Source organism: Amycolatopsis sp. NPDC114503 (assembly GCF_055633655.1).
Window position 1 is genome coordinate 477,883 of record NZ_JBVKDT010000008.1, and the last position, 15,487, is coordinate 493,369.

A 15,487-nucleotide genomic window follows, 5' to 3' on the forward strand; every position below is an offset into this window, starting at 1 on the left:
CGACCGGCCCGCGCCCGAACGGGCGATCATCGGCGGTTCGGCGGGATAGTGTTGGACCGTGCCGCCACTCGTGCTGAGGACACCAGCGTCGGGAGGGGACTTCGGTCGTCTCCGGGCGGAGTTCGCGCTGCCGGAGTCGTTCGGGCCGGGGGTGCTCGCGGAGGCCGAGGCGGCGGTGGTCGATCCGCTCGCGTCGGCCGGCGGTCGCGAGGACGCCACCGACCTGCCGTTCGTCACGATCGATCCGCCCGGGTCCAAGGACCTCGACCAGGCGATGGTGATCGAGCGGCGCGGCAGCGGGTTCCGGGTCCAGTACGCGATCGCGGACCTGGCGGCGTTCGTGCCGCCGGGCGGCGCGCTCGATCACGAGGCGCGGCGGCGCGGGCAGACGCTGTATCTCCCGGACGGCAACGTCCCGTTGCATCCGCCGGTGCTGTCCGAGGGCGCGGCCAGCCTGCTGCCGGGGGAGACCCGGCCTGCGGTGTTGTGGACGATCGACGTCGACGAGGGCGGCGAAATCCTCGCCACCCGGGTTCGGCGGGCGTTGGTGCGTTCGACCGAGCAGCTCGACTACGAAGGGGTCCAGTCGTCGCTCGACGCCGGGCGGCCGCATCCGTCGGTGGCGGCGCTGCCGGAACTGGGACGGTTGCGGCGCGGTCTGGCGGTGCAGCGCGGCGCGGTCGAGTTGCAGTTGCCGGAGCAGGAAATCAGCGGCGGCATCGACGGCGGCTGGATTCTCGCGCGCCGGCCGCGGACGGCCGTCGACGCGTGGAACGCCGAAATCTCTTTGCTCACCGGGATGGCCGCGGCGCGGATCATGATCGACGCCGGGATCGGGGTGCTGCGGACGCTGCCGTCGCCGGAGCCGGACGCGGTGGAATGGCTGCGCCGGTCCGCGGCGGCGACCGGGCTGGCCTGGCCGGTCGAGCTGACGGTGTCCGAGTTTCTGTCTACTTTGGACCCGGGGCAGCCCGCGTCGATGGCGTTGTATGCCGACACCACCAGGCTCTTGCGGGGCGCGGGTTACACGGCGTTCGCCGGAGAATTGCCTGCGGTTACGACACACGCGGGGATCGGCGGGGCGTACGCGCATGTCACGGCGCCGATTCGCCGGCTGGTCGACCGGTTCGGCACCGAGGTGTGCCTCGCCGTGACGGCTGGCCGAGAGGTGCCGGATTGGGTGCGCGAGGCGTTGTCTGAAGTGCCGGCGCAGATGTCCGCTTCGGACAGTCTTGCGGCGCGGGTCGAGCGGGCGTGCATAGATCAGGTCGAGGCGTGGGTACTCGCAGAGCATGTGGGTCGCGAGTTCACCGCTGTGGTCCTGCGCGCGGAGGAGACGCGCGCGGAGATCCTGGTCGAGGATCCCCCGGTGATGGCGAAGTGCTCCGGCGAGAAGTTCCCGGAGGGCGAGCGGATCGCGGTGCGGCTGACCGAAGTGGACGTCGAGCAGCGGAAGGTGTCGTTCGAACGGGTATGAGGAACGCGGAACTGGTCGATGATCTCGGCGAACCGGTGCCGATCGAGGGGCCGCCGCGGCGGGTCCTGTCGCTGGTGCCTTCGCTGACCGAGGCGGTGGAAGTCAGCGCGCCCGGGCGGCTGATCGGGGCGACGGATTACTGCACGCATCCGGCGGATCTGGACGTGGAACGGGTCGGCGGGTCGAAGTATCCGAAGCTGGACCGGGTGTTAGCGCTCAAGCCGGATCTGGTGCTGGCGAATTCCGAGGAGAATCGTCCGGAGGACGTCGAAACCCTGCGCGCCAACGGGGTTCCGGTATTCGTCATGGCGGCGGCAGAGTCCGTGCCTGCCGCGCTGGGGTCGTTGCGGCGGATTTTCGGCCAGGTGTACGGCATCGACGAACCGGAATGGCTCGACACCGCGGACGAGCTGTGGCGCGAGGTGGAACCAGCGCGGCACCGGGCGGTGATTCCGGTGTGGCGCAAGCCGTGGATCGTGCTGGGGCGCGACACTTTCGCCGGAGACGTACTGCGCCGGGTCGGGGTCGAGAACGTCTACTCGGGACACTCTGAGCGCTATCCCCGGCCGTCGCTGGAAGAACTCCAGAAGACCGGGGCCGACCTGGTCGTACTGCCCGACGAGCCGTACGAGTTCACCCAGGACGACGGCCCCGGCTTCTTCCCGGAGATGCGCCCGGTGTTGATTTCCGGGCGCTACCTCACGTGGTACGGACCGTCCCTCGTGGACGCCTACGCGGCGCTCAGAGAGTCAGTCCAGTAAGGACAGTCACGCGCTCCTCGGTGAAGTCCGCCATCGCCGCGGCCGGGCCTTCGCGGCCGACGCCGGAGTCCTTGACCCCGCCGTAGGGCATCTGGTCGGCACGGAAGCTCGGCACGTCGCCGACCAGCACGCCGCCCACCTTGAGCCGCGCCGACACGTCGAACGCTGTCGGCAGATCGCGGGTGAACACGCCGGTCTGCAGGCCGAAGCGCGACGCATTGATCCGCTCGACACCGTCATCCACAGAGGACACACGGACCAGTGAAACTACCGGTCCGAACACCTCATCCGCCATCACCGAAGCGTCCTCGGGGGCTTCGGCGAGCACGGTCGGCTCCACTGTCGCACCCTTACGGCCGCCGCCCGCCAGCAGCTTGGCACCGGCGACAACCGCGTCGGTGACCCAGGATTCGACCCGCGACGCGGCCGCCTCGTTGACCAGCGGGCCAACGTCGACGCCGTCCTCGCGCGGGTTTCCGGTGCGCAACGCGGCGACCTGCTCGAGAACCTTCGCCTGCAACTCGTCGTAGACGTCGGTGTGCGCGTACACGCGCTGCACCGAAATGCACGACTGTCCGGCCTGGTACATGGCGAACGTCGCGATCCGCTGCGCGGCGAAGTCCAGGTCAGTCCAATCCGGACAGACGAGCACGGCGCCGTTGCCGCCGAGTTCCAGCGCGACGTGCTTGCGCGGCACGCTGTCGCGGATCGCCCAGCCGACCGGCACCGAGCCGGTGAACGACACGACCGGCAGTCGCGGGTCCTTGACCAGTTCGGCGGTCGCTTCGTTGCCCAGCGGCAGAATTGACCAGCTGCCCGCCGGAAGATCGGTCTCGGCAAGGATTTCGCCGAGCAGCAGCGCGGTCAGCGGCGTCGCCGGGGCCGGCTTGAGCACGATCGGCGCGCCGACCGCGATCGCCGGGGCGACCTTGTGCGCCACCAGGTTCAGCGGGAAGTTGAACGGCGTGATGCCCAGCACCGGACCGCGCGGCACGCGCCGGACGAGCGCGAGCCGCCCGGTGCCGCCGGGGTCGGTGTCGAGGCGCTGCAGGTCGCCGGAGAACCGGCGGGCCTCCTCGGACGCCCAGCGGAACGTCGACACCGCACGGCCGATCTCGCCGCGCGACCACTTCAGCGGCTTGCCCGATTCGGCGGTGATCAGCTGCGCGATCTCCTCCGCCCGCTCGGAAAGCCGCCGCGAGATGTGGTCGAGCGCGCCCGCGCGGACATGCGCGGGCAGCGTCGCGTACTCGTCGGCGACGTCCGCCGCGGCCTGGACCGCAGCCTCCACATCGGACGGTCCGGGCAGGTAGTGCGTCCCGGCTTCGGAACCGTCGAACGAATGCCGGACGACGGTCGTTTCGCTGCTGGTTACCGGTTTTCCGGCCACCCAGAACGGAAAAGTCACTTGCGGGCCTCCGTGGCGATCGCGTACTCGAGAACGGCGAGGCCTTCGTCGAGCAACTCGTTGGACAGGGACAGCGGGGGAAGCAGCCGGACGATGTTGCCGTACGTGCCGCAGGTCAGCACCACGACACCCTGGGCGTGACAAGCGGCGGCGATGCGCTTCGTGAGGTCGGCGTCCGGTTCATTCGTGCCCGGCTTGACGAACTCGGCCGCCAGCATCGCTCCGCGTCCGCGCACATCGCCGATTACGCCGGTTTCCGAGGCCAGCGCCCGAAGTCGCGGCAGCACCAGTTCCTCGATGCGCTTCGCGGAACCGGTCAAGCCGTCGTTCCGCATGGTCTCGATCGCGCCCAGCGCCGCGGCGCACGCGATCGGGTTGCCGCCGTAGGTGCCGCCGAGCCCGCCCGGGCCGACCGCGTCGAGCAGTTCCGCACGCCCGGTTACTGCGGCGAGCGGCAGGCCGCCCGCGATGCCCTTGGCCGTGCACACCAGGTCCGGGACGACGTCCTCGTGCTGCGAGGCGAACCAGTTTCCGGTGCGGCAGAAGCCGGTCTGGACCTCGTCGGCGACGAACACGACGCCGTTCGCCTTGCACCACGAGGAAATCGCGGGCAGGAAGCCGGGCGCGGGCTCGATGAATCCGCCCTCGCCCTGGATCGGTTCGAGCACGACGGCCGCGACCTGGTCGCCGCCGATCTGCTTCTCGATCCGGTCGATCGCCTGCCGCGCGGCCTCCGGGCCGGCCAGCCCGTCGCGGTACGGGTACGAGCCCGGCACGCGGTACACCTCGGGCGCGAACGGGCCGAAACCGTGCTTGTAGGGCACCGATTTCGCGGTCATGCCCATGGTCAGGTTGGTGCGGCCGTGGTAGGCGTGGTCGAACACCACGACGGCCTGGCGACCGGTGGCGGTGCGGGCGATCTTCACCGCGTTCTCGACCGCTTCCGCGCCGGAGTTGAACAGCACTGACTTCTTCGCGTGGTCGCCGGGCGTCAGCTCGGCCAGCGCCTCGCACACCTCCACGTAACCCTCGTACGGGGTGACCATGAAACAGGTGTGGGTGAACAGCGCCGCCTGCTCGCGTACGCGGTCGACCACCTCGGGCGCGGAATGCCCGACGCTCGTCACCGCGATCCCGGAACCGAAGTCGATCAGCACGTTGCCGTCAGCGTCGGTGAGCAGTCCGCCGCTGGCGGAGGTGATGTAGGCGGGCAGCGTGGACGCGACCCCGGCCGCGACCGCGTTCGCGCGGCGTTCCTGCAGCGCGCGGGAGACAGGCCCGGGGATCTCGGTCTGCAGCCTGCGCTGCCGGGGTGCCGGAGCCTGCGGCTCGGCGGCGGTGCTGGTGGTCACGGGCGCTCCTGCGTCGCGGTCGTGAGTGCTGATGCCGGTGAGAACCGGCGTGCGCACTCACGAGCTTTGGGTGGGTCGTCCCTCAGGATGGGGCCTGCGCCGCCCGCCGTCAGCTGGCCGTTCTGTCCAATTCGTCAGCTACAATTGGCCGTTATGGCACTTACCCTGCGGGCGTTGGCCGCTGAACCCGCGCTCAGCCTGCGCGTGGTCGCGGGCGAGGCCGGGCTGGACCGCCCGATCGGCTGGGTGCACCCGACCGAGCTGACCGACCCGCAGGTCTTCCTCGAAGGCGGGGAACTGCTGCTCACGACCGGTCTGACGCTCTACAGCGCGACCTACGCGGCGTACATCCGGCGGCTGGTCGACGCGGACGTCGCCGGGCTCGGCTTCGGCGTCGGCCTGAGCCACGCGAAGGTGCCGGACGCGTTGGTGGCGGTCGCCGACGAGGTCGGGTTGCCGGTGCTGGAGGTGCCGCGGAAGACGCCGTTCATCGCGATCACGCGCGCGGTCTCTCGATCGGTCGCCGCCGACGAGTACGCCGCGACAGTGCGGATCGGCCGTGCTCAGCAGGAGCTGACCCGGACCGCCGTCGGCCGCAGCGGTGCCGGGGGAGTGGTGCGGCGGCTCGCGCGGCTCATCGACGGCTGGGTCGTGCTTTACGACTCCGCCGGGCGCGTGCGGGAGGCGTCGTCGGCCAAGGCGCGCAGTGTTGAACTGGACGTCACCGGCCTTCGCGCGGGCACGCGCGTGGTGTCCCATGGCGACGACGAGGTCGTCATCCAGACTCTGCACACGCGGGGTGCGCTGGCGGTCGGTACCGCGGAACCGTTGGACAGCACCGGACAGCACATCGTCAACTCTGCTGTCTCACTGCTTTCCCTTGCCCTGGAACAGGATCGTGCGCAGCGGGTTTCGCTCTCCCAACTCCATACCGGCGTGCTGGAGCTGCTCGCCGCCGGACACCAGGAGCTGGCCCGCGAGGTCGTGCCGGACCTTCCGCCGGAACCGTGGACGGTGCTGGCCGTAAAGGGAAGCAAGGCCGCGCGGAACACGCTGTACGAACGGCTGGAAACCCTTGCCGGGCAAGTGTTCGCCGCACATCGCGGAGACAAGCTGATCGTGCTGGCGGAGAACGACGAGGTGAGCGCGATCGTCGCGGAGACCGGTGAGTTCCACAGTGGACTATCGACGGGGGAGTTCCCGACTGCATTAAGGCAGGCGGAAGAAGCGGCCGAGGCGGCACGGACCCAACGCGTGCCGATGCTGCGGTACGCCGATCACGCCGGATCCGGATTGCTCGGCCTGGTCGATCACCAAGCCGCGCAAGCGTTTTCCGACCAGCTCCTCGCGCCGGTGCGAGAGTTCGACCGCACCGGACGCGGCGACCTGGAACTGTCCCTGCGCTGCTGGCTCGAACACCACGGCCACTGGGACCTCGCCGCGACAAAGCTCGGCGTGCACCGGCACACCTTGCGCAACCGCGTCACCAAGGCGGCCGAACTGCTGGGCCGGGACCTCGACGCGCCAGGCGTCCGCGCCGAGCTGTGGTTCGCACTCCAGATCAGGTCGTGACCAGCAATGTGATCGGCGAATCCCCGCACCGCCGCAACGTCATCCCGCCCGGCGCCGTGTACGGTTCCGCCCCGGACGCCCACCAAGCAGGCACGTCGATCTCGCGCACTAGCGACCCAGTCGCCTTCCGCACGCTGTTCGACACGATCACCCGCCCCTGTGCGTTGAGCAACGCGGCAGTCCGGCCGAGCGCGCGAAGCCGGCGACTCACCGTGCGCTCGAACTCGCGCACATACACGTCCGCACCAACGACTCCGGCGAATTCCTCACCGCGTGTGACAGGCACGGTGAAGGTGAGCGTGTACTCGTCGGTGCAGAGATAGTCCACGTACGGCCCGTTGACGTGCCGCCGTCCGCTGTCGCGCGGGACGGTGAACCACGATTGCCGCGTGTAGTCAAGGAAATTAGGGCTCTCCGGATCGAGGCTGATGAACAGCTGTTCCGGCGCACCGTCGTCGGTGCGGCAGGAAGTCCACCACTCGAAGCCGAGTTCCTGATCAGCCAAGACCTTCGGCGCGCTGACGAAGCCCGCGCCGACCACGAGCCCGCCGAGCGCCTCGATGACCTGCGGCCGGATCGCGTGCAGCGCTTCGGCGGACAGGTCGTCGGTTTCGCCGAGCAGTGTCTCCGCGGCGGCCAGAACTGGTTTCAGGCGCGCGAAAATCTCCTCGACGAGGGAGGAAACCTGGGTCACTACCTCTTCGCCGGTCAGCGTGTCGGTGTCGGTCACGATGCTCACCTCGTGATGCGGGGTCATCGGAGCTTACGGCGTTTCGAGGGTCAGGTGCAGATCTGCGAGCCGATCAAGCGCGCCGAGGAGGTGCTCTTCGGTCAAGGCGCGCGCCCGATCGCCGTCGGCCGAGGCGATCGCGGAGACGATCGCCTGGTGCTCAGCGTAAGACCCACGGCAGGTTTCCTTGTCGCCGAGGGGCGCCCAGAGCAATACGCCGTGTTCGCTCTGCAGCTGAACTTCCTGGTTGGTGAGCCGCGGGGACTGTGCGGCGGCGGCGACTTCGAGGTGGAAGTGCCGCTCCGCGCGGGTCGCGTCGGGGCCGCTCGCGCCGAGGAGGTCTTCCGCGGTGAGCCGCAGCCGTTCGAGATCTTCAGCAGTGCTGCGCTCCGCGGCGAGTTTCGCCGCCGAACCCGCGACGGCGAGGTAGTGGTCGCCGAAGTCGCGAAGTTCAGCCATTGAGACCAATCGCAGGCGTTCGGCCCACGAACTCTGCGCGGGCCAGTCCGGGGTGCGCACGAAGCTGCCGCCGCCGCGCCCGCGCCGCGTTTCGACGAGACCCTGCTGCCGCAGCACCGCGAGCGCCTCGCGAACGGTGACCGTGGAGACGCGGAACTGCGCGGCGAGTTCGGCCTCGCTCGGCAACTGCTCGGCGTCGTCGAGGAGACCGAGGGTGATGGCGTCGAAGAGCCGCGCGGCGACCGCTTCCGCGCGCCCCACCTGTTCCAGCGGGGCGAACATCGCCAGTCGTGCGCTGTTCGACATCTCCTTGCGCATCGTTGGTCCACCCGTCTCGGCATCCGTTGGAGCCAATCCTGCCCCAGGGCCTTGTCATTTGAAATATGGAGTTATATGTTTCATCCTGCCACGGAGAGTCAGGAGGCGCACGCGTGCAGGAGTTGAAGCACTACATCGGCGGGACTTTCGTCGACTCGCTGTCCGGAAAGGTCGCGGAAATCGTCGACCCGGTTACCGGCCGTGCGTACTGCACCGCGCCGGTGGCCGGTGCCGAGGACGTGGACCGCGCGCTGAAGGTCGCCGCGGAAGCGTTCGAAAGCTGGCGCGAGACCACCCCGGCGCAGCGGCAGCTCGCACTGCTGAAGATCGCCGACGCGCTCGAGGCGCGCGGCGAGGAGATCATCCGCGTCGAAGCGCAGGACACCGGCAAGCCGTTCGCGCTGACCATGGAGGAGGAGCTGCCCGCGGTCATCGACCAGGTGCGCTTCTTCGCCGGTGCCGCGCGCGTGCTCGAAGGCCGTTCGGCCGGCGAGTACATGGAAGGCCACACGTCGTTCATCCGCCGCGAGCCGGTCGGCGTCTGCGCGCAGGTGACGCCCTGGAATTACCCGCTGATGATGGCGATCTGGAAGATCGCGCCGGCGCTCGCCGCGGGCAACACCATCGTGCTCAAGCCGTCCGACACCACGCCCGCCTCCACGCTGCTGCTCGCCGAGATCTGCGGCGAGCACCTGCCCGCGGGCGTGTTCAACGTGATCTGCGGCGACCGCGACACCGGACGTGCGTTGGTAGAGCACGACATTCCGGCGATGGTGTCGATCACCGGCTCGGTGCGAGCGGGCATCGAGGTCGCCGGTTCGGCGGCGCACGACGTCAAGCGCGTGCACCTCGAACTGGGCGGCAAGGCCCCGGTGATCGTGTTCCCGGACGCGGATCTCGAAGCCGCCGCCGAAGCTATTGCCGCCGCGGGGTATTTCAACGCCGGCCAGGACTGCACGGCCGCCACTCGCGTGCTGGTGCACGACGACGTGCACGACACGTTCGTCAACGCGCTCACCCGCCAGGCCGAGGCGAACAAGACCGGCACGGACGACGACGTCGCCTTCGGTCCGCTCAACAACGCCGCGCAGCTGGAAAAGGTCTCCGGATTCATCGACCGGCTGCCGGAGCACGCGACTGTCCACTGTGGAGGACGGCGCTCCGGCGACGAGGGCTATTTCTACGAGGCCACCGTGGTTTCCGGGGTTCGGCAGGACGACGAGATCATCCAGAACGAGGTCTTCGGCCCGGTCATCACGGTGCAGCGGTTCACCGAGGACGACGAAGCGCTCAAGCACGCCAACGGCGTTCCCTACGGCCTCGCTTCCTCGGTGTGGACCAAGGACCACCAGCGCGCCATGAAGTTCTCGGCGAAACTCGACTTCGGTTGCGTGTGGATCAACACGCACATTCCGCTCGTGGCCGAGATGCCGCACGGCGGGTTCAAGCGGTCCGGCTACGGCAAGGACCTCTCGCTGTACGGCCTCGAGGACTACACCCGCGTCAAGCACGTGATGAGTGCGCTGTAGCCGTCGTGACCAGATCCATGGGAAGGCCCGTCATGCCCCATCAAGCCCCCGCCGAGACCCGGCCGCCGGGAAGGCGTCCGCAGTCCGCGCAGCCGGCGATCCGGCTCACCGGACTGGAAAAGCACTTCGACAAGGTGCGTGCCGTGGACGGCGTCGACCTCGACATCCCGCCCGGCGAGTTCTTCTCGATGCTCGGCCCGTCCGGTTCCGGCAAGACCACCGTGCTGCGGATGATCGCCGGGTTCGAACTGCCCACCGCGGGCACGATCGAACTCGAAGGCAAGGACGTGAGCCAATTGGCTCCGTTCGACCGCGACGTGAACACGGTCTTCCAGGACTACGCGCTCTTCCCGCACATGACGGTGCAGCAGAACGTGGAGTACGGCCTGAAGGTCAAGCGGGTCGCGAAAGCCGAGCGCCGCGAGCGGGCGAAGGAAGCACTGCGCACGGTGCGGCTTGAGGACTTCGGCGAGCGCAAGCCGTCGCAGATGTCCGGTGGACAGCGACAGCGCGTCGCGCTCGCCCGCGCTCTCGTAAATCACCCGAAAGTGTTGCTTTTGGATGAACCCCTTGGCGCGCTTGACCTGAAGCTGCGCCAAACCATGCAGGTCGAGCTCAAGCAGATCCAGCGCGAGGTCGGCATCACCTTCGTCTTCGTCACCCACGATCAGGACGAGGCGCTCACCATGAGCGACCGGATCGCCGTGTTCAACGCGGGCCGCATCGAACAGGTCGGTACTCCGGTCGAGGTCTACGAACGTCCGGCAAGTGCTTTCGTGGCAGGGTTTGTCGGCACGTCGAACCTGCTCAGCGGGCGCAGCGCCGAGGCGGTGATCGGCAGGCCGGGCGTGTACAGCATCCGGCCGGAGAAGATCCGCATCGACGGAGACCTTGCGTCGCCGGCCGGTCCCGGAGAGACTTCTGCGACCGGTTCGGTCACGGATGTCGTTTATGCCGGTTCGACAGTGCGCTACGCTGTCGCGCTCGATGCCGGGGGCCAATTGTCCGTAGTCCGCCAGAACACCAGCGAGCCGACCGAGTTCGCCGACGGTCGCGTTCGCCTGCGCTGGCGCCGCGAACACAGTTTCCGGGTCCCCGAAGCCGGCTAGTTCCTCACGGGAAGGTTTCTCTCGCTATGAAGAACAGGAAGACGCTGCTCGCAGGGCTGTGCGGCGTGAGCCTCCTGCTCGCTGCCTGCGGCACCTCGGGTTCCGACTCCAAAACGGGGTCGGCGCCGGGCGCACAGGGCTTCACGCCGCCGAAGCTGAACGCGCTGACGCAACTCGGCCAGCCGGAAGGCCAGCTGAACGTGCTCGCGTGGCCCGGCTACGCGGAAAACGGCTCGAACGACGCGAAGGTCAACTGGGTCACACCGTTCGAGCAGCAGACCGGATGCAAGGTCAACGTCAAGCCGTTCGGCACCTCGGACGAGGCCGTGACGCTGATGAAGACCGGGCAGTACGACGTGGTTTCGGCCTCCGGCGACGCCTCGCTGCGGCTGGTCGCCTCGGGTGACGTCGAGCCGGTCAACACCGCGCTCGTCCCGAACTACAACGACATTTACCCGTTCCTCAAGAACAAGTCGTGGAACAGCGTCAACAACGTCGCCTACGGCATCCCGCACGGCTGGGGCGCGAACGTCCTGGCCTACCGCACCGACAAGGTGCAGCCGGAGCCGAAGTCGTGGTCGCCGATGTTCGACGAGAAGTCGCAGTTCAAGGGCAAGGTCATCGCGTACGACTCGCCGATCTACATCGCCGACGCCGCGCTGTACCTGATGGCGCACCAGCCCGATCTCGGCATCAAGAACCCGTACGCCTTGGACGACAAGCAGTTCAAGGCGGCCACGGACCTGCTCAAGAAGCAGCGCCCGCTGGTCGAGGAGTACTGGTCGGACTACCTCAAGGAAACGCAGTCGCTCAAGAGCGGCGACGGCGTGATCGGCACGGCCTGGCAGGTGACGGTGAACCTCGCGAAGAGCGAGGGCGCGCCGATCGCGGCCACGGTGCCGAGCGAAGGTGCGACCGGCTGGTCGGACACCTGGATGGTGTCCGCGAAGTCGCAGCACAAGACGTGTGCGTACAAGTGGATGGACTACATCACGAGCCCGAAGGTGAACGCCCAGGTCGCCGAGTACTTCGGCGAGGCCCCGGCGAACTCCAAGGCCTGTGCGGAGTTCAAGGACAAGTCGCTGTGCGACACCTACCACGCCAACGACGCCGCGTACGCCGCCAAGATCCAGTACTGGACCACGCCGATCCCGCAGTGCCTCGACGGCCGCACGGACGTCAAGTGCAAGGACTACGGCGACTGGACCCGGGCCTGGACCGAGATCAAGGGCTGACGTGACCCTCGCGGATGCCGGTACCCACCGCGCCGGCGTCCGCGAGCCCGCCGGGGGTTGCGGGCCCTCCCCAATGTTCCCGCAGCCCCCGGCTTTTCTCCCTTCCGCACCCGAAAGCGCTAAGACATGACCGCCGTGAGCCCGCCGAGTCACCGCATCTCGGCTTTCTTCCACCGCAAACCCAAGCTGCGCCTCGGACTTCTCCTCACCGTGCCGATGCTCTGGCTCGGCCTGGCCTACCTCGGCGCGCTCGCCGCCCTCTTCATCACGGCCTTCTGGTCCACCGACGTCTTCACCGGCAAGGTGGTCACCGACTGGTCCTTCGACAACTTCGTCACGCTTTTCAGCGATTCGGTCTATCGCACGATCACGTTCCGCACCGTCGGCATCGCGCTGCTGGTGACCGTGATCGACGCGGTGATCGCCTTCCCGATGGCCTTCGCCATGGCCAAACTCGCGTCGCCGCGGGCGCAGCGGCTGCTGGTGATCATGGTGATGACGCCGCTGTGGGCGAGCTACCTGGTCAAGGCGTACGCGTGGCGGACCCTGTTGTCCGGCAACGGAGTGCTGAACTGGCTGCTGGACCCGCTCGGCCTGTCCGGCCCGGGTTACGGCGTCACCGCGACCGTGATCACGCTGTCCTACCTCTGGCTGCCGTACATGATCCTGCCGATCTACGCGGGCCTCGAGAAACTTCCGACGTCCCTGGTGGACGCTTCCGGCGACCTCGGCGCGAAATCGTTCCGCACGTTCCGTTCGGTGATCTTGCCGCTGACGTTCCCGGCGATCGTCGCCGGTTCGATCTTCACCTTCTCGCTGTCGCTCGGCGACTACATCGCGGTGAAGATCGTCGGCGGTACTTCGCAGATGCTCGGAAACGTCGTGTACGACAACATCGGCGCGGCCAACAACCTGCCGTTCGCCGCGACCGTCGCGACGGTTCCGGTCGTGATCATGCTCGTCTACCTGGCCGCGGTGCGTCGCACCGGTGCGCTGGACAACCTCTAGGAGACCGCCGTGCGGATGTCGAAACCCGCCCGGGTGCTGCTGTGGACCGCGCTCGGGGCCGGATTCGCGGTGATCTATTTCCCGCTGCTGGTGGTCCTGCTGAACTCGGTGAACGCGGACACCACGTTCGGATGGCCGCCGAAGAGCTTCACTCTGGAATGGTGGGGCCGGGCGATCACCAACGAGGGTGCGCTGCACGCCTTGTGGACCAGTGTCATCGCCGGCCTTTCGGCGACCGCGATCGCTTTGGTGCTCGGCACGATGGCCGCGTTCGCGTTGCAGAAGTACCGGTTCTTCGGGCGGAACTCGTTGTCGCTGCTGGTGATCCTGCCGATCGCGCTTCCCGGCATCGTCACCGGTATCGCGCTGAACAACGCTTTCCGGACGATCTTCGGCCTCGACCTCGGCCTGATGACGGCGATCGTCGCGCACGCCACGTTCTGCATCGTGGTGGTGTTCAACAACGTGGTCGCGCGGTTGCGCCGGATGGGCGGGAACCTCGAAGAAGCGTCGATGGACCTCGGCGCGGACGGGATGACGACGTTCCGCCTGGTGACGTTCCCGATGCTGCGATCGGCGTTGCTGGCAGGCGGATTGCTCGCCTTCGCGCTGTCGTTCGACGAGATCATCGTGACGACTTTTACGCTCGGCACGGGCATGGAAACGCTGCCGATCTGGATCTACAACAACCTGTTCCGGCCGAACCAGGCCCCGGTGGTCAACGTGGTCGCGGCGGTGCTGATCATCGTGTCGACGGTGCCGGTTTACCTGGCGCAGCGGCTTTCCGGCGGCGACAGCTCCAGCGGCGGCCGGATCTGATCTGCTGTCCTTCTTGCTGAGCCCGCGGTTCCGGCCGCGGGCTCAGTCGCGTGGTAAATCGGTTGCCGCGCCTCGGGAACGGCGGGCACAGTGCAGTCCGTGGACATGCGTGATCACGGCGGCGACGGCACCCCGGTCGTCTTGCTGCACGGTGGCGGGGGCCGCACGAGGCAGGACTGGGACCATCTGATCCCGCTCCTGCCCGAATTTCGGATCGTCACGTACACCTTCCGCCCGGGACCCTGGAATTGGCGGCGGGCACTGACCGATCTCGCCGACGTCATCCAGCATTTCGGCCTAGACCGGCCCGCCGTCATCGGACATTCGCTCGGCGGCATGCTGGCGGCGGTGTGGGCCACGGAACATCCCGAATGCCCGCTCGCCGTCAACCTCGACGGCCACACGAATCCCACCGGCCCGGTGCTGCGCGCCTTCATCGACGAGCAAGTCCGGCTGTCCGACGACCCCGATCTCGGCGCGCTGATCGCAGCGTTCGACGAACTCGACCTGATAGCGACTTACCGGACCACGCGGTGCCCGCTCATTGTCGTCTCCTCGATGCGGCCAGACGCCGAGATGATGCTCCCCGAAGAGGTCGGCGTCGCCTTCGCGCGCTACCGCGAGGAATTCGGCGAACAGCTAGCCGCCGCGGCCGCCGACACACCGCTGCTTTCCTTGCACGAGACGGACACCGGGCACGACGTCCACCTCGAAGCAGCGGAGGAAGTCGCCGACCTGATCCGCGCCGGATTGATTACCGGAACCGGTCCGTCGCCTCGCGCAGCGCGGGAATCACACCAGGATCGCTGACCGCGTGCCCGGCGCTCTCGACCAGTTTCAGCTCGGACCCGGGCCAAGCCCGATGCAGCTGATACGCCGTGATCGGCGGGCACACCGCGTCATAACGCCCCTGCACCAACACCCCCGGAATCCCGGCGAGCCTCCCCGCATCCCGGATCAGCTGTCCTTCTTCCAGCCAAGCACCGTGCCGGAAGTAGTGCACCGCCAGGCGAGCGAACGTCAGCGCGAACTGCGGATTCGCGTATTGGTTCACAAAGGACTGTTGCGGCAGCAACGCCACCGTCGCGCCTTCCCAGACGCTCCAAGCGATCGCGGCCCGCTCGCGGACGGCGCGGTCGGGGGAGTGCAGCAGTTCGGCGTACCCGGCGAGCGGGTCTTCCGTATTGTCCAGCGGCTCCAGGAAAGCTTCCCACTCCACCGGGAAGAGATTCGCCGCGCCGCCACGATAAAGCCAGTCCAGTTCCCGCTGGCGCACGGTGAAAATCCCCCGCAACACCATCTCGGACACCCGCGACGGATGGGTTTCCGCATACGCCAGCGCCAGCGTCGAACCCCACGACCCGCCAAACAGCTGCCAGCGCTCGATATTCAGCCGTTCGCGCAGCAACTCCATGTCGGACACCAAGTGCCACAACGTGTTCGCCGACAGATCGTCGCCCGCGTGGGGAGTGCTGCGCCCGGCGCCGCGCTGATCGAACAGGATGATCCGGTACGCCTCGGGGTCGAAATGCCGCCGGGTCATCGGCGCGGTGCCGCTTCCCGGGCCGCCGTGCAGCACCACCACCGGTTTCCCCTCTGGGTTCCCGGCTTCCTGGCAGTAGATCCGGTGCCCGTCGCCGACGTCCAGCATTCCGTCGGCGCGCACCGGGACCGGCGGGTAAAGCTCGTCCATACCGGACACTCTTCCCG

At 68.1% G+C, this 15,487-nt stretch carries 14 protein-coding genes; 9 read left to right on the plus strand and 5 right to left on the minus strand.

What is annotated here, in order from left to right:
* The first annotated feature begins 58 nt into the window (after positions 1-58).
* The gene (locus ACZ7OI_RS33205; RefSeq protein ID WP_470268011.1) at positions 59-1,477 is read left to right on the plus strand and encodes an RNB domain-containing ribonuclease; all 1,419 of its coding nucleotides are present in this window, start codon (positions 59-61) and stop codon (positions 1,475-1,477) included.
* Positions 1,474-2,238, plus strand: a complete 765-nt coding sequence (locus ACZ7OI_RS33210; RefSeq protein ID WP_470268012.1) for a helical backbone metal receptor — start codon at positions 1,474-1,476, stop codon at positions 2,236-2,238. Before ACZ7OI_RS33205 ends, ACZ7OI_RS33210 begins: the two co-directional genes overlap by 4 nt.
* Here ACZ7OI_RS33210 and ACZ7OI_RS33215 read toward each other — a convergent pair.
* Positions 2,219-3,646, minus strand: a complete 1,428-nt coding sequence (locus ACZ7OI_RS33215) for an aldehyde dehydrogenase family protein (RefSeq protein WP_470268013.1) — start codon at positions 3,644-3,646, stop codon at positions 2,219-2,221. The two genes, ACZ7OI_RS33210 and ACZ7OI_RS33215, sit on opposite strands and share 20 nt — an antisense overlap.
* A complete protein-coding gene (gene gabT, locus ACZ7OI_RS33220) occupies positions 3,643-4,998 on the minus strand; it encodes a 4-aminobutyrate--2-oxoglutarate transaminase (RefSeq protein WP_470268014.1) in 1,356 nt (451 codons plus the stop codon). The genes ACZ7OI_RS33215 and gabT overlap by 4 nt, the downstream gene beginning before the upstream one ends.
* A 153-nt stretch (positions 4,999-5,151) precedes the next feature.
* On the opposite strand from gabT, the gene ACZ7OI_RS33225 reads away from it, so the two are divergent.
* Positions 5,152-6,570: a PucR family transcriptional regulator gene (locus ACZ7OI_RS33225; protein WP_470268015.1), complete on the plus strand. Its 1,419-nt coding sequence runs from the start codon at positions 5,152-5,154 to the stop codon at positions 6,568-6,570.
* Here ACZ7OI_RS33225 and ACZ7OI_RS33230 read toward each other — a convergent pair.
* Both ACZ7OI_RS33230 and ACZ7OI_RS33235 read right to left on the minus strand, forming a co-directional pair.
* Positions 6,560-7,327 carry a cache domain-containing protein gene (locus ACZ7OI_RS33230; protein ID WP_470268016.1) on the minus strand — a complete coding sequence of 256 codons (768 nt, stop codon included), beginning with the start codon at positions 7,325-7,327 and terminating at the stop codon, positions 6,560-6,562. The genes ACZ7OI_RS33225 and ACZ7OI_RS33230 overlap by 11 nt on opposite strands.
* Positions 7,328-7,333: 6 nt before the next feature.
* On the minus strand, positions 7,334-8,077 hold the full coding sequence (locus ACZ7OI_RS33235; RefSeq protein ID WP_470268017.1) for a FadR/GntR family transcriptional regulator: 744 nt from the start codon (positions 8,075-8,077) through the stop codon (positions 7,334-7,336).
* Positions 8,078-8,190: 113 nt separating this feature from the next.
* On the opposite strand from ACZ7OI_RS33235, the gene ACZ7OI_RS33240 reads away from it, so the two are divergent.
* The 6 genes from ACZ7OI_RS33240 (at position 8,191) to ACZ7OI_RS33265 (ending at position 14,587) form a co-directional block, all read left to right on the plus strand.
* Positions 8,191-9,606 carry a gamma-aminobutyraldehyde dehydrogenase gene (locus ACZ7OI_RS33240; RefSeq protein WP_470268018.1) on the plus strand — a complete coding sequence of 472 codons (1,416 nt, stop codon included), beginning with the start codon at positions 8,191-8,193 and terminating at the stop codon, positions 9,604-9,606.
* Positions 9,607-9,638: 32 nt separating this feature from the next.
* The gene (locus ACZ7OI_RS33245) at positions 9,639-10,715 is read left to right on the plus strand and encodes an ABC transporter ATP-binding protein (RefSeq protein WP_470268019.1); all 1,077 of its coding nucleotides are present in this window, start codon (positions 9,639-9,641) and stop codon (positions 10,713-10,715) included.
* Positions 10,716-10,741: 26 nt separating this feature from the next.
* Positions 10,742-11,950: an ABC transporter substrate-binding protein gene (locus tag ACZ7OI_RS33250; protein ID WP_470268020.1), complete on the plus strand. Its 1,209-nt coding sequence runs from the start codon at positions 10,742-10,744 to the stop codon at positions 11,948-11,950.
* Between the two features lie 126 nt (positions 11,951-12,076).
* Entirely contained in the window at positions 12,077-12,958 is an 882-nt protein-coding gene (locus tag ACZ7OI_RS33255; RefSeq protein WP_470268021.1) for an ABC transporter permease, read from the plus strand.
* Between the two features lie 15 nt (positions 12,959-12,973).
* On the plus strand, positions 12,974-13,777 hold the full coding sequence (locus tag ACZ7OI_RS33260; protein WP_370940174.1) for an ABC transporter permease: 804 nt from the start codon (positions 12,974-12,976) through the stop codon (positions 13,775-13,777).
* A gap of 105 nt (positions 13,778-13,882) precedes the next feature.
* Entirely contained in the window at positions 13,883-14,587 is a 705-nt protein-coding gene (locus ACZ7OI_RS33265; protein ID WP_470268066.1) for an alpha/beta fold hydrolase, read from the plus strand.
* Here ACZ7OI_RS33265 and pip read toward each other — a convergent pair.
* Complete coding sequence (pip, locus tag ACZ7OI_RS33270; RefSeq protein ID WP_470268022.1) at positions 14,532-15,470, minus strand: prolyl aminopeptidase; 939 nt, start codon at positions 15,468-15,470, stop codon at positions 14,532-14,534. The genes ACZ7OI_RS33265 and pip overlap by 56 nt on opposite strands.
* Positions 15,471-15,487 lie beyond the last annotated feature (17 nt).

Bases quoted from the DNA above. Each gene is read 5' to 3' on its own strand.
- ACZ7OI_RS33265 (WP_470268066.1), top strand. From the start codon at position 13,883: ATGCGTGATCACGGCGGCGACGGCACCCCGGTCGTCTTGCTGCACGGT.
- ACZ7OI_RS33250 (WP_470268020.1), top strand. From the start codon at position 10,742: ATGAAGAACAGGAAGACGCTGCTCGCAGGGCTGTGCGGCGTGAGCCTC.
- ACZ7OI_RS33230 (WP_470268016.1), bottom strand. From the start codon at position 7,327: ATGACCCCGCATCACGAGGTGAGCATCGTGACCGACACCGACACGCTG.
- ACZ7OI_RS33260 (WP_370940174.1), top strand. From the start codon at position 12,974: ATGTCGAAACCCGCCCGGGTGCTGCTGTGGACCGCGCTCGGGGCCGGA.
- ACZ7OI_RS33225 (WP_470268015.1), top strand. From the start codon at position 5,152: ATGGCACTTACCCTGCGGGCGTTGGCCGCTGAACCCGCGCTCAGCCTG.
- pip (WP_470268022.1), bottom strand. From the start codon at position 15,470: ATGGACGAGCTTTACCCGCCGGTCCCGGTGCGCGCCGACGGAATGCTG.
- ACZ7OI_RS33255 (WP_470268021.1), top strand. From the start codon at position 12,077: ATGACCGCCGTGAGCCCGCCGAGTCACCGCATCTCGGCTTTCTTCCAC.
- ACZ7OI_RS33245 (WP_470268019.1), top strand. From the start codon at position 9,639: ATGCCCCATCAAGCCCCCGCCGAGACCCGGCCGCCGGGAAGGCGTCCG.
- ACZ7OI_RS33210 (WP_470268012.1), top strand. From the start codon at position 1,474: ATGAGGAACGCGGAACTGGTCGATGATCTCGGCGAACCGGTGCCGATC.
- ACZ7OI_RS33235 (WP_470268017.1), bottom strand. From the start codon at position 8,077: ATGCGCAAGGAGATGTCGAACAGCGCACGACTGGCGATGTTCGCCCCG.